This window comes from Telluria sp. LT2P34 (assembly GCF_059685915.1).
This window is the reverse complement of the sequence record NZ_JCASIN010000005.1, coordinates 310,779-324,779: the sequence shown is the minus strand read 5'-3', so window position 1 is coordinate 324,779 and position 14,001 is coordinate 310,779. Positions and strand designations below refer to the sequence as shown.

Sequence of the window (14,001 nt, the reverse complement as noted above, 5' to 3'; positions counted from 1 at the left end):
CTACTACAATCACGACCGCATCAAGATGAAACTAAAAGGGCTGAGTCCTGTGCAATACAGAACCCAGCCCTTGGCCGCCTAGCAAACTTAACCGTCCAACTTTAGGGGGTCAGTTCACTTTCGGGGCCGGTTTCAGAGACGATCGCTCCTTGCTTGCTCGTCGATCAGAACGAGTAGCGTGCGCCCAGGTACAGGCGGCGTGGCTCGACGAAGCTGGTTGGCTGGCCGAACTTGGTTGGGCCGTTACCGGCTTCCAGTGCCAGTGCCGCGGTAGGCGACTGCTTGTTCAGCACGTTGAACAGATCGAGGAAGAACTCGACCTTCTGGCTGCCGCCGAACTTGTACGCGTACTTCAGGCGCATGTCCAGGGTGTAGTACGAAGGACCTTCTTCGGCGCCGATGACGCCTGGCTTGATCCAGGTGTCGAGGGTGTTGCCGACGACGTAGGCATCGTCCATCACCGGCAGGTAGCGGCCGGAGATCAGCTGGGCACGGGTGTAGAGCAGGCCACTATTCCAGTTAGCAACAGCGCTCAGCTCGAGGCCGTTGTTGAAGTAGTAGGTGGCGTAACCCTTGACCTGGTGCTTGATGTTGCCTGGCTGTGGACCGTAGGCGTTCGGAGCACGTGGGTCGAGGGCGATCCAGTCACCCTGGAAGTCGGCGTTACTGTCCGAGTTGGTGTTGCCCTTCGCTTCGTTCCAGGTGTACGACGCCGAACCCATCCAGTTGTCGCGCTTGGCCTTGGTCAGGCTCACTTCCACGCCCTGGTAGTCGCGCTTGCCGCCTGCCAGGGTACCGAGCACGTAGTTCGCGTTCGGTGCGCCGTTGAAGCCGAAGTACGAGTACGGCAGGTAGAAGGCCGAACTTGGCGCCGCATAACCTTCCATGCTAGGCGTGTTGGTCGGGTCCGAGTACAGGTGCAGGTCGTAGTCTTCCAGGATGTCGCGGGTCTGGCGCTTGGTGTAAGCGATCGACACGGTGTAATCGCGGCCCAGGTTCGTCGCATAGCCGAGCATGAACTCGTCGGTGTACGGGGTCTTGGTCGATGGCGAGAAGATCGCATCCGGGGTCTTTTCACCACCACGGGTACGGAAGGTCAGCCAGCGGTCGCCCAGGCGGACTTGCTCTTCCAGGACCGGACCGGTCAGGTTACCGGCGAAGTCGGACATGTTGGTGCGCACTGGGTCATAGTAGCGGCCCAGGAAGGCCCAGACCTTGGTGCGGCCTTCGCCGGTCGGGTCATACACCACGTTGAAACGCGGGGCCAGCTTCCACTTGAACTTGGCCGAATCGTTGCCCTTCGAATCGTAGTGTTTCCACTCTTCCGCACGCACGCCGGCGCCGACGGTCAGGCGGTCCTTGGTCCAGGTATCCTGGAGGTAGAAGGCCTTGCCGGTGGCTTCCACGCTGTATGGAGCAGCCTGGGCTTCGACGATGCGGTACTGGTTGACCTGGCCGCCCGGGTTGCCGGCGGTGGTGTTGAAGCGTACCGCGCGCACTTCGGCATCCGAGACCACGCCGTCGCGGTTGGTGTCGATCAGGTTGGTGTAGTAGGCCTTGTCAGCGGCGGAAGCGCCGTTGATGGCGGTCTGGACGCGCGGGACGTCGGCGGCGACCATGGCACGGGTACCGGTCCAGCCGCTGCCGATGAACTCGGCGAAGCTCACGCCGTTGTTGGCGGCGGCGATCGAGGTGTAGATTGCCTTTTCGGTGCCGGTGTAGCGCGAGTCTTCGAAGTACACGTTCTCCGAGACCAGGAAACCACCCTTGATGGTGTGGGTGCCCATGTTGGCGGTCTCGAGGAAGTATTCGGCGTTGAAGCCGACTTCGTCGCGGTTACGTTCGGTGATCGTGTCGGTGCCGAAGCCACCCAGGCTGCGCTGCTCCAGCGTCGCGGCCGAGTTGTTGCGGAAAGCGACGTTGTTGCGTGGCGACTGGTCGGCCGCGTAGTCCGACACTTCGCCGAGGTGGCGGAAAGCGTAGGCGTTCACGCGCAGGTTGCCCATGTCGCGGGTGTACTGGACGTTGTAGTTTTCGCCGCCCTGCACGCGACGGGTGTCGCGGTTGTTCAGCGTGGTCGCGGTCGTGGTGCCGGAAATCTTGGTCGGGTCATTGAAGAAGGACGCGGTCAGACGGTCGTTCTCGGTGGCCTGCCAGGTCAGCTTTGCGAAGCCCAGGCGCTCGTCGCGATTGACGGTACGCATGAACTGGTTGGTACCAAAGTTGACGACATCGGTCTCGCGCGCCTTCTTCTGGTAGGAACCGAAGAACCACAGCTTGTCCTTGATGATCGGGCCACCCAGGGTGACGGCCGCATCGTAGGTCGAGAAACCGGAGCTGGTCGGCACGTCGTACTTGGCGACCAGGTTGTCGTTCTGGAGGTAGTAGTTGATCGAGCCGTGGAACTCGTTGCTACCCGACTTGGTGACCACTTTCGAGACCAGGCCCGAACCACCCGCGTACTCGGCAGGGATACCGCCGGTCAGGATCTGTTGTTCCTGGATGATCTCGGAGTTGATGTTCGAACCGAAGGTACCGGTGCTGCCGTCGGTGACGTCGACGCCGTCGAGGATGTAGACGTTGTCCGACGAGGTGCCGGTTGCGCCGCCGATGTCCGAATAGTTCACGCCGGACTTCGAGGACGGGTTGCCGCCTGCGGAAGGCTTCACGCCAGGCACGAGCTGCAGATAGCTCTGGTAGTTACGGCCGGTCGGGAGCGATTCCACGACGCCCAGGTTGAGAATGGTGCCGACGGTTGCCGAGGTCGTGTCGACACGGACCAGGCGCGAACCCGAGACCATGACTTGCTGCACGCCAGGAGTACCGGCGGCTGCGCCTGCGGCGCCTGCTGCGCCCAGGGTGTAGGTCACGAGCGGGTTCTGGTTGCTGACGATCGCAACTTCCGTCGCGGCGAAGTTCTGGTAGCCAGGGGCGACGACTTCAACCTTGTAGTCCGTTGCCGGATCCAGGCCCGCGATACGGACCGAGCCATCGGCTTCGGTCACGGCGGTCCGGGTTACCAGGCTGCTTGGGGAACTGACTTTCACCGTCGCGCCTGCGACCGGCACGCCTTGCGGGCTGGTAATGGAAATACGCAGGCCGCCCGTTTCGGCAGCCAATGCGGCGCCCATGAAGCACATGCCGACTGCGACCGAAATAGCCGAGCGGCGCAGCGTGGCGACTCGTGAACGTTGTTTCACCGAATGCAACATAACTCTCCCTGTTAAAGTTTTTTTAAATCTTACGTACTGCGTTTTATCACTGCGTCCTCGATTTTCTGGGACAGCAGATTAATCAGTCTCAAATTTCGATTGAATGCGTTCAAACGTTATCTGACGGGGGACATAAAACCATATCAAAACTGCTAATGTCAACGAACAACAATTTCTAACGTGCATATAAACAACAGTTAAACCGAATTCGAAAAAATTCGGTGATTTGAATTTTCCGCACTGGTGCAGTGCAAGGCAAAAAAGCGCGAACTGCCCGCCGTGCGAAAAAGCGCCGCTCGCGGCTTTAAATATGTTCAACATCTTTCATTTGCCGTGAATGCCGCCTGCAAAGGGGCGCGTCAGCCTCGGATATATTGCACCGCAATAGAATGCGCCCGCACCGAGCGGGTGCGCCTTGGTCGGGGAAGCGGATCAACGGTAAAATAGAGGATTGACCTGCTGGCCCTGCCTCATTGCGACTGACTCCGACATGATTCGAATTAACGAACTCAAACTCCCCCTCGACCACCCCGAGCACGCCTTGCACGACGCCATCGTTGCGCGGCTCGGCATCGAGGCTGGCGAGCTGATCGACTTCAACGTCTTCAAGCGCAGCTACGATGCGCGCAAACGCGCGGCGATCGTGCTGATCTACGCGATCGACGTCGAGGTCAGGGACGAGGGAGCGGCACTGGCGCGGATCAAGGCAGACCCGGGCATCCGGCCCTCGCCCGACACCGGTTACAAATTCGTCGACGCGGCGCGCCCGCCCGCCGGCGCGCCGCGTCCGATCGTGGTCGGCACCGGCCCCTGCGGCCTGTTCGTGGCCCTGATCCTGGCGCAAATGGGCCTGAACCCGCTGGTGCTGGAACGCGGCAAGATCGTGCGTGAGCGGACCGTCGACACCTTCGGCTTCTGGCGCAAGCGCAAACTCGATACCGAATCGAACGTGCAGTTCGGCGAAGGTGGCGCCGGCACTTTCTCGGACGGCAAGCTGTACAGCCAGATCAAGGACCCGAAGCATTACGGGCGCAAGGTGTTGACCGAATTCGTGAAGTCCGGTGCGCCGGAAGAAATCATGTATGTCAGCAAACCCCACATCGGCACCTTCCGCCTGGTCAAGATGGTCGAGCAGATGCGCGCCGAGATCACTTCGCTGGGCGGCGAATTCCGCTTCCAGACCCGCGTCGACGACATCGTCGTGAGCGAGGAAAACGGCGTGCGCCAGGTGCGCGGCGTGGTGCTGGCCAGCGGCGAGCACATCCCGACGAATCACCTCGTGATGGCGGTCGGCCACAGCGCCCGCGACACCTTCGAGATGCTGTACAAGCGCGGCGTGTATGTGGAAGCGAAACCGTTCTCGATCGGCTTCCGGGTCGAGCACCCGCAGTCGCTGATCGACGTCTGCCGCTTCGGCCCGAACGCCGGCAACAAGATCCTCGGCGCGGCCGATTATAAAATCGTCCACCACGCCTCGAACGGGCGCTCGGTGTACAGCTTCTGCATGTGCCCGGGCGGCACGGTGGTGGCCGCCTCCTCGGAAGAAGGCCGGGTCGTCACCAACGGCATGAGCCAGTATTCGCGCAACGAGAGAAATGCCAACAGCGCCATCGTGGTCGGCATCACGCCCGAGGATTTTCCCGGTTTTCCAGGCAATCCGCTGGCCGGCATCGCCTTCCAGCGCGAACTCGAGTCGCGCGCCTATGTCCTGGGCGGCAGCGACTACAACGCGCCGGGCCAGCTGATGGGCGACTTCGTGCGCGGCGTGGCCTCGACCGAATTCGGTTCGGTGATCCCCTCCTTCAAACCGGCCGTGCACCTGACCGACCTGGCCCCTTCCCTGCCCGACTATGCGATCGTCGCGATGCGCGAAGCCTTTGTCGCCTTCGACAAGCAGATCAAGGGCTATTACAAGGAAGACGCGGTGCTGACCGGTGTCGAGACGCGTACTTCGTCGCCGATCCGCATCAAGCGCCGCGACGACGACCTGCAAAGCATGAATACGCGCGGCCTGTTCCCGGCCGGCGAAGGCGCGGGCTATGCCGGCGGCATCATGTCGGCGGCGGTGGACGGCATCCGCGTTGCCGAAGCGGTGGCGCTGGCGATGGGCGTGCCGGTGCCCGCGCTGCAGGAATAAGCTTGCCGCGCCTGGAGGCCGACCAGCCGGTGCGCGCGGTGGCGCCGGCGCTGGCCATCCTGGCCTCGATGGTGTCGGTGAATGTCGGCGCCGCCTTTGCCAAGGGCCTGTTTCCGCTGGTCGGCAGCGCCGGCGTGACGGCGTTGCGGGTCGGGCTGGCGGCCCTGCTGCTGCTGGCCTTCTGGCGGCCCTGGCGCCGCCTGCCAGGGCGCGCCGACGCGCGCAACCTGCTCGTCTACGGGCTGATGCTGGGCTGCATGAACCTGAGCATCTACGCCGCCTTCGCACGGATTCCGATCGGGGTGGCGATCGCGATCGAGGTCACCGGCCCGCTGGCGCTGGTGCTGCTCTCCTCGCGCAGCCCGCGCGACGTGGCCTGGGTTGCCTGCGCCGCCATTGGCCTCTGGCTGCTGTCGCCCCTCGCTCCTGCTGTGTCCGGCAACGCGTCGTCCCCCGCGCTCGACCCGATCGGCGTCGCCTGGGCGCTGGGGGCGGCCTTCTGCTGGGCCATGTACATCGTGTTCGGCAAGCGCGTCTCGACCCTGGAAGGCGGCCATGCGGTGGCCTGGGGGATGCTGGTGGCATCCTTCTGCGCGGTGCCCGTGGGCCTGGCGCAGGCCGGCGCCGCGCTGTTCGCCCCGGGCGTTCTGGCGGCGGGGCTGGCGGTGGCGGTCCTGTCGAGCATCCTGCCCTACTCGCTCGAAATTGCGGCGCTGGCGCGCCTGCCGCGCCGCCTGTTCGGCATCCTGGTCAGCGCCGGTCCGGCAATCGGCGCGCTGGCCGGCTATCTCGTGCTCGACGAACGCTTGTCGAAGCTGCAATGGCTGGCGATCGCGCTGATCATCGCCGCTACCGCGGGTAGTACGGCCACGGCGACACGCGCCGATCCCATTCCAAAAAAAGACAGTGCGCCATAAAAAATGTGATGAAAGAACATTTCCAACTCGCAACATTCTATAATGCTAGGTTATACATCCTTGATTAGACGGTGACAAACTATGGAGCGGTTGACGAACTTCCTTCGACACAGCTACTTGTCCTTGCTCGCGCGCGTCACGCCTCCTGACGTCGACCCGAATTCCGAAGAGGCGGACGACATTGTCAGGCTGCTCAACCTGGCCCTGCTCGCTGTGCCTGTCGTGATCGCGTTCGTTCTCGAATTCACGCTGCTGGGGATCTGGCAGCTGGCCTCCAGCCTGGCCCTGGCGGGCGTGGTGATGATCGCCGCGCCCTGGATCTACGTCAAAACCGCGAGCCTCTCGATTGCACGCGAGAGTTTCCTGATCAGCTTATTCATCTTCAAACTCTACGAATCCGTCTACCTGGGCAGCGTCAATTCCCCCGGCAGCATGTGGTTCATCGCCATGCCGACCATCGCCATCCTGCTGGGGAGCGTGATGTCGGGACTGGTCTGGCTCGGCATCATGAGCGCCAGTCTGGTTGCCTTGTACCAGCTCTACGGTAACGCCGCGGTCCCGCCGGTGGACGCCCACCAGTACACGGACTTCCTGTATACCTTCAGCCTGGAATTCCTGGCGATTGGCATGGTGTGTTTCGTGCTGATGGTCGACGCCTCGCGCAAAAAAGCCTTTCGCCGGCTGCAGGATGCAAACGGCGTCATTCACCAGCTCGCCATTCGCGACCCGCTGACCGGCATCTTCAACCGCCGCTATATCTGGGAGCGCATGCAGGACGAGGAACAGGGCGCGCAGGCGAACGACGGTACCTTCCATATCTGCCTGATCGACCTCGACCGTTTCAAGCGGATCAACGATACCCTCGGCCATGCCGCCGGCGACCTGGTGCTGCAAGCGGTGGCCACCTCGATCCAGGGCGAAGTGCGCGACAACGACTGTTTCGGCCGCTATGGCGGGGAAGAGTTCATCCTGATCCTGAAGAGCTCCGACAGCTTCGACCCCGAGGCCTTCGCGGAACGCATCCGCCAGCGCGTGGCGGCCCTGCCCCTGGGCGAACTCGGTTCGCTGACCCAGGTGACGGTTTCCATCGGCATTGCCCAGTTCCGCCAGGGTGAACGTTTTTCCGAAACGATCAGCCGCGCCGATGCCGCCCTCTACACCGCCAAGGCATCGGGCCGCAACCAGGTCGTCTCCGCCGAGCGCGAAGTCCTGGCAGCCTGAAGCCCCGGGCTATAGCCAGCCCGATTTCTTGAAGCGGTAATACAGGTAGCCGCAGACGCCGAACATCAACCCGACCGCCGTCGGATAGCCATACTTCCACTTCAGCTCGGGCATGAACTCGAAATTCATGCCCCAGACGCCGGCAAAGGCCGTAAACACGGCGAAGATCGCGGCATACGCGGCGAGCTTCTTGTTGACGTCGTTTTCTTCGATGGTGACCATCGACAGCGTCACCTGGATCGCGGTGGCGATGGTGTCGCGGATGGTGTCGAGCCGGCCCGAGATGCGCAGCAGGTGGTCGTGGACGTCGCGGAAGTATTCCTGGGTGTTGCAGGCGACCGTCGGCACCCGGCCGCCGTGCAGGCGCCCGACCGCGTCCATCAGCGGAATGACGGCATGGCGCAGCACCAGCGTGTTGCGCTTGAGGTCGTATAAATGCTCGATGTTGTCGCGCTGCGCGCCCTGGCCGCCGAAGATGCGGTCCTCGATCGATTCGAGGTCGGATTCGAGCTTGTCGACGATCGGGAAATAACGGTCGACGACCGCGTCCATCAGCGCATACAACACGAAGCCGGAACCCATTTTCAGCAGGCGCGGATCGCGTTCCGTACGTGCACGCACGCCGAGGAAGCCCTGGGCCGAATCGCGCCGTACCGACAGCACGTAATTCGGGCCGGCGAAAATCGCCACCTCGCCGGAACACATTTCGTCGCCGTTCAGGTTGACGGTGTGGACGACGGCGAATACCGAATCGCCGTATTCCTCGAGTTTCGGACGCTGGTGGCCGCGCGAGGCGTCTTCGACGGCCAGCTCGTGCAGGCTGAACTCTTCCTGCATCTTGGCCAGCTCGCTCAGCTCCGGATCGCGCAGCGCGACCCAGACGAAGCAATCGGGTTGTTTCAGGTACTCGCTGATATCCTCGACCGGAATATCGGACAGTTTTTTGCCTTCCTGGTAGGCGACGCAGTTAATCAGCATGGAGTGGAATGGATGGGACGGCGGAGGCGAGAGCTTACACTATCCGGCGGTCCCTACCCCGCGTCGTCGATGCCCAGCTCCACGATTTTGCGGGTGATGGTGTTGCGGCCGATACCCAGGCGCAGCGCGGCGTCGTTCTTGCGGCCGTGGGTGTGCTTCAGGGCGGCCTTGATCAGCACCGACTCGAACTGCTTGCCGAGCGTGTCCATCACCTCGAACTGGCCGGCGCTGAGCATGCTCGCGGCCTGCAGCTCAAGCAGGCCGGTCCAGCCCTCCGGCGACGCGGCCTGGGCCGGCGTCGACGACGGCTGGGCCGCCGCGGCCGGCGCCTCGGCCGCTGGCGGCGCCTGGGTCAGGTCGCGCGGCAGGTCCTTGACCTCGACGGTCTGGCCCGGAGCCATCACGGTGATCCAGTTGCACAGGTTTTCCAACTGGCGCACGTTGCCGGGCAAATCCAGGTTCGACAGAAAACGCATCGCGTCGGCGCTCATGCGCTTCGTCTCGACGCCCAGTTGGTGTGCGCTCTGCACCAGGAAGTGGCGCGCCAGCAGCGGAATGTCCTCCACCCGTTCGCGCAGGCTCGGCAGGCGCAGGCGGATCACGTTCAGGCGGTGATACAGGTCTTCGCGAAACAGGCCGTCGCGCACCCGCTGCTCGAGGTTCTGGTGGGTCGCCGCGATCACGCGCACGTTGGCTTTCACGGGCTGGTGCCCGCCGACGCGGTAGAAATGGCCGTCCGACAGCACCCGCAGAAGGCGGGTTTGCAAATCGAAGGGCATGTCGCCGATCTCGTCGAGGAACAGAGTGCCGCCCTCGGCCTGCTCGAAGCGGCCGCGCCGCATCGCCTGGGCGCCGGTAAAGGCGCCGCGCTCGTGGCCGAACAGTTCGGACTCGAGCAAATCCTTCGGAATCGCCGCCGTGTTCAGCGCAATGAAGGGCTGGCGCGCGCGCGGGCTGTGCTTGTGCAGGGCACTGGCGACGAGCTCCTTGCCGGTGCCCGATTCGCCGGTAATCAGTACCGTGACGTTCGACTGCGACAGGCGCCCGATGGCGCGGAACACTTCCTGCATCGCCGGCGCCACGCCGAGGATTTCCGGCGTCTCGGCGGGCGCGGCCTCCACGCTCGCTTCGCGCAGGCTCTCTTCGAGGGCGCGCCGGATCAGCGACACCGCCTTGTCGATGTCGAAGGGCTTGGCGAGGTAATCGAAAGCCCCGCCCTGGAACGACGAGACGGCCGAATCGAGGTCGGAAAACGCGGTGATGATGATGACCGGCAGCCCCGGATGGCGCGCCTTGACGGCCTGCAGCAGGTCGATCCCGGATTCGCCGGGCATCCGGATGTCCGACACCAGCACCTGGGGCATCTCCGTTTCGAAGGCGGCCAGCGCCTCGCGCGCGTTGGAAAAGCTGCGCGTCTCCAGATTCTCGCGCGCCAGGGCTTTTTCCAGCACCCAGCGGATCGATGCATCGTCGTCGACAATCCAGATTGGTTTCATGTGTTCGGCTTTCCGCAATCGAAGTTCAAAGGTGGACGCGGCGGCCGGGTCACTGCCGCCGGTGAACGTTAACGTGAACCTTTCACTTAATGCAGCGGCAGCAGGATCCGGAAATCCGTCAGTCCAGGCCGGCTTTCGCACTCGATCATGCCCAGGTGCTGCTGCACGAAGGTTTGCGCCAGCGTCAGCCCCAGGCCGCTGCCGCCTTCCCTGCCCGACACCAGCGGGTAGAAAATACGGTCGCGGATCTCCGGTGCGATGCCCGGTCCATTGTCAATGATATGCAAGTCTAATGCCAGCCCGTAGCGCACCTTCGCCAGCGTCACCTGGCGCGCCACCCGGGTGCGCAAAACGATCTCGGCGTCCCCAAGCGCGATGCGGCCGGACAGCGCTTGGGCAGCGTTGTGGACGATGTTCAGCACAGCCTGGATCAGCTGTTCGAGGTCGCCGCGGAACTCGGGAATCGAGGCGTCGTAGTCGCGCCGGATCGCCAGGCCATGCGGGAACTCGGCCAGCACCAGGCTGCGCACGCGCTCGCAGACTTCGTGGATATTCACGTCGCCGACGATATGCGGCTTGCGGTGCGGCGCCAGCAGGCGGTCGACCAGTGTCTGCAGGCGGTCGGCTTCCTTGATGATGACCTGGGTGTATTCCTTCAGTTCGCCGAGGTGCAGCGGCGGCAGCTCGAGCTCGAGCAGCTGGGCCGCGCCGCGGATGCCGCCCAGCGGGTTCTTGATCTCGTGCGCCAGGTTGCGGATCAGTTCCTTGTTGGCCTGGCTCTGGTCGAGGAAGCGCTCGTCGCGGTCGAGCTTGAGCTGCTGGACGTTTTCGCGCAGTTCGACCAGCACTTCGCCGTCGTCCATGGCGCTGGCGATGCTGTGCACATGCAGGGTTTCGCGTCCGGGACGCTCGAGGGCCAGGTCCTGGCGCAGGTCAGCGTACTGGTGGGCGCGCGCCTGGGCGCACAGCGCGGCCAGCTCGCCGCCATTCGAAAACAGCGCTGCCAGGGTCTGGCGCGACAGCGATTTGAGCGAGGCGTCGAGGAGGTTTTCGGCAGCCGGGTTGGCATAGCGCACGAGATCAAGCCGGTCCACCAGCAGCACGCTCGAGGCCAGCAATTCCAGGCCGGCGAAGCGGGCCTGGAATTGCTGGCCTCCCTTCTCGCGTTCGTGCTCGGGTTCGGTCATCTGACGTTGGCGATTTCGCGCCGCAGCGCCTCGATATTGCGCTCGGTGCGGTTGACCTCGTCGCGCATCTGGGCCACGCGTTCCTGGTATTTGGCGTAGTTGCGCTCGTTGCCCTGGCGGTCAGGCTCGCCGTTCTTGAAGACCGACTTCAGGTCCGCCAGCTTCTTTTCCTCGGCGCGCAGTTCCTCGTTCAGGATGCCGCGGCGGTCGTCGTCGCGCGCACGCTGCTGCGCGCTGTCCACGCGCGGGAAGTTTGCCGGGCTTGCCGGCGGCGTCGCCGTACCCGAGGCGGACGGCGCCGGGTTATTCGGGCGCACCGACGGAATCATCGCCGAGGCCGCAGGGGGACGCGGTGCGGGGGACCCCGCGTCGATCAACTCGCAATTGCCCTTCTTCATGTCGGTGTACAGCTTGTTGCCGTTTGCATCGGTACAGCGGTAGACCTGGGCCTGGGCCGGGGCGCCGAACTGCAGCGCCAGCATGCCGGCCAGGAGGGCCGCACCGCGGCGAAAATCGATCTTTATCATTCGCATCGTCAGGAGCAGCACGGTTGCCGTGCAAGTGAAGTTGAGCCGAATATACCGCATCCAAATAAAAACGCGGGGAAAGCCACTGGCCTTCCCCGCGTTTGTTACTTAGGCTTACAGCTTTTGATGCCGTAGCGCAACAGGTCGCTGTTTTCGCCGGTTTATGCCGAGCGCTCAGGCGGAACGCTTATGCGGAGTAGTACATGTCGAACTCCAGGGGGTGCGGCGTCATGCGCATGCGCTGCACTTCCTGCATCTTGAGTTCGATGTAGGCGTCGATCATGCTGTCGCTGAAGACGCCACCGCGGGTCAGGAACTCGCGGTCCGCGTTCAGGGCTTCGAGCGCTTCTTCGAGCGAGGCGCAGACCGTCGGGATCAGCTTGTCTTCTTCCGGCGGCAGGTGGTACAGGTCCTTCGAGGCCGCTTCGCCCGGATGGATCTTGTTCTGGATGCCGTCCAGGCCGGCCATCATCAGCGCCGAGAAGCACAGGTAGACGTTGGCCAGCGGGTCCGGGAAGCGCACTTCGATGCGGCGGCCCTTCGGGTTGGCGACGTGCGGGATGCGGATCGAGGCCGAGCGGTTCTTGGCCGAGTATGCCAGCTTGACCGGCGCTTCATAGCCCGGCACCAGGCGCTTGTACGAGTTGGTGCCCGGGTTGGTGATCGCGTTCAGGGCTTTGGCGTGCTTGATGATGCCGCCGATATAGTACAGCGCCGTGTCCGACAGGCCGGCATAGCCGTCGCCGGCGAACAGGTTCTTGCCGTCTTTCCAGATCGACTGGTGCACGTGCATGCCCGAGCCGTTGTCGCCGTTGATCGGCTTCGGCATGAAGGTGGCGGTCTTGCCGTAGCTGTGGGCGACGTTCTGGATCACGTACTTCATGTTCTGGGTCCAGTCGGCGCGCTCGACCAGGGTCGAGAAGCGGGTGCCGATTTCGTTCTGGCCGGCGCCGGCCACTTCGTGGTGGTGGACTTCGACCGGGATGCCCATCGATTCGAGAATCAGGCACATTTCCGAGCGCATGTCCTGGAAGCTGTCGACCGGCGGCACCGGGAAATAGCCGCCCTTGACGCCCGGACGATGGCCGCTGTTGCCGCCGTCGAGCTTGGCGTCGGTCGACCATGAGGCTTCTTCGGATTCGATCTTCACGAAGCAGCCGGACATGTCGATTTTCCAGCGGATGGCATCGAAAATGAAGAATTCAGGCTCCGGGCCGAAGAAGGCGGTGTCGCCCAGGCCGGTCGACTTCAGATAGGCTTCGGCGCGCTTGGCGATCGAGCGCGGATCGCGGTCGTAGCCCTTGCCGTCGGTCGGCTCGATGACGTCGCACTGCATGAACATCGTCGTCTCTTCCATGAAGGGATCGATGTTGGCGGTGTTCGGGTCCGGCATCAGGAGCATGTCCGATGCTTCGATGCCCTTCCAGCCGGCGATCGACGAGCCGTCGAAGGCGTGGCCCGACTCGAACTTGTCGAGGTCGAAATGCGACACAGGAACGGTGACATGCTGCTCTTTACCACGGGTATCCGCGAAGCGGAAATCCACGAACTTGACTTCGTTGTCCTTCACCATCTGCAGCACATCTGCGGCGGTCTTTGCCATGCGTTTCTCCTGAATGAATTTGGGCCTGATTACTGCAGTTAATGCACAAAGCGTGCCAGCTTATTTGCATGAACAAATACGCAATCGTTCTTTGGCAAGCCGAGAGTTTAACCATAAACTCTTTGGACACCGTGGTTTTCGTACGTGGTGCATTGATTGCACTGTTTTGGTGCAAAATAGCAAAAGCGCACCATTTTGACGCAGTGTGCACCGTTTTCGCAAGGCCGCACCGAATGGCTGCGTTTTTCTGACAAGGACAGCATGACTAGCACCGACGACATTCTCGCAAGCGCACGCGCCCGTGCTCCCGACCAGCCTTACGCCGGCGCGGTCACCCCCCAGGAAGCCTTTGCCCTGGTCCAGGCGGACCCCAAAGTCAGGATCGTCGACGTGCGCACCGACGCCGAGCGCGACTGGGTCGGGCGCATCGCTGTGCCCGCCAGCCAGCACCTGGCGCTGCAATGGGCAACCTACCCCGGCGGCCAGCCCAATCCCCAATTTGGCGAGGAACTGACGCAGCTGGCCAGCCCGGACGACATCCTGCTCTTCCTGTGCCGCTCTGGCGTGCGCTCGCGCCACAGCGCCCGTGTGGCGACCGAACTCGGTTTTGCCAATTCGTTCGACATCCTCGAAGGCTTCGAAGGCGACAAGGATGCCGAAGGCCACCGCAAGACCATTGGCGGCTGGTGCAAGGCCGGGCTGCCCTGGGTCGGCGCGTGACCG

11 protein-coding genes are annotated in these 14,001 nt (G+C 63.2%); 5 read left to right on the top strand and 6 right to left on the bottom strand.

Annotated features, from left to right (window positions below):
- Positions 1-82, top strand: an 82-nt coding sequence (locus AC56KZ_RS15830) for an IS3 family transposase (RefSeq protein WP_497163137.1), incomplete at its 5' end; no start/stop codon positions are given.
- An 82-nt stretch (positions 83-164) separates the two neighbouring features.
- Here AC56KZ_RS15830 and AC56KZ_RS15825 read toward each other — a convergent pair.
- Complete coding sequence (locus AC56KZ_RS15825) at positions 165-3,200, bottom strand: TonB-dependent receptor (protein ID WP_497163136.1); 3,036 nt, start codon at positions 3,198-3,200, stop codon at positions 165-167.
- A gap of 502 nt (positions 3,201-3,702) precedes the next feature.
- Here AC56KZ_RS15825 and AC56KZ_RS15820 point away from each other — a divergent pair.
- From AC56KZ_RS15820 to AC56KZ_RS15810, 3 genes are all read left to right on the top strand, one after another.
- Positions 3,703-5,349, top strand: coding sequence for an NAD(P)/FAD-dependent oxidoreductase (locus tag AC56KZ_RS15820; RefSeq protein ID WP_497163135.1), 1,647 nt, complete (start codon positions 3,703-3,705; stop codon positions 5,347-5,349).
- A gap of 2 nt (positions 5,350-5,351) precedes the next feature.
- Positions 5,352-6,266, top strand: a complete 915-nt coding sequence (locus AC56KZ_RS15815; protein WP_497163134.1) for an EamA family transporter — start codon at positions 5,352-5,354, stop codon at positions 6,264-6,266.
- Between the two features lie 117 nt (positions 6,267-6,383).
- Complete coding sequence (locus tag AC56KZ_RS15810) at positions 6,384-7,487, top strand: GGDEF domain-containing protein (RefSeq protein WP_497163133.1); 1,104 nt, start codon at positions 6,384-6,386, stop codon at positions 7,485-7,487.
- Between the two features lie 9 nt (positions 7,488-7,496).
- On the opposite strand, the gene corA is transcribed toward AC56KZ_RS15810, so the two are convergent.
- From corA to glnA, 5 genes are all read right to left on the bottom strand, one after another.
- The gene (gene corA, locus AC56KZ_RS15805) at positions 7,497-8,465 is read right to left on the bottom strand and encodes a magnesium/cobalt transporter CorA (protein WP_497163132.1); all 969 of its coding nucleotides are present in this window, start codon (positions 8,463-8,465) and stop codon (positions 7,497-7,499) included.
- Positions 8,466-8,518: 53 nt separating this feature from the next.
- Positions 8,519-9,961 carry a nitrogen regulation protein NR(I) gene (gene ntrC / locus AC56KZ_RS15800; protein WP_497163131.1) on the bottom strand — a complete coding sequence of 481 codons (1,443 nt, stop codon included), beginning with the start codon at positions 9,959-9,961 and terminating at the stop codon, positions 8,519-8,521.
- 86 nt (positions 9,962-10,047) lie between these two features.
- The gene (gene glnL, locus AC56KZ_RS15795) at positions 10,048-11,148 is read right to left on the bottom strand and encodes a nitrogen regulation protein NR(II) (RefSeq protein ID WP_497163130.1); all 1,101 of its coding nucleotides are present in this window, start codon (positions 11,146-11,148) and stop codon (positions 10,048-10,050) included.
- A complete protein-coding gene (locus tag AC56KZ_RS15790; protein ID WP_497163129.1) occupies positions 11,145-11,675 on the bottom strand; it encodes a DUF4124 domain-containing protein in 531 nt (176 codons plus the stop codon). The genes glnL and AC56KZ_RS15790 overlap by 4 nt, the downstream gene beginning before the upstream one ends.
- Before the next feature lie 187 nt (positions 11,676-11,862).
- Positions 11,863-13,278, bottom strand: a complete 1,416-nt coding sequence (glnA, locus tag AC56KZ_RS15785) for a type I glutamate--ammonia ligase (protein ID WP_497163128.1) — start codon at positions 13,276-13,278, stop codon at positions 11,863-11,865.
- Positions 13,279-13,539: 261 nt separating this feature from the next.
- On the opposite strand from glnA, the gene AC56KZ_RS15780 reads away from it, so the two are divergent.
- Positions 13,540-13,998 (top strand): rhodanese-like domain-containing protein, encoded by a 459-nt coding sequence (locus AC56KZ_RS15780; RefSeq protein ID WP_497163127.1) that lies wholly within the window; start codon positions 13,540-13,542, stop codon positions 13,996-13,998.
- Positions 13,999-14,001: the final 3 nt, after the last annotated feature.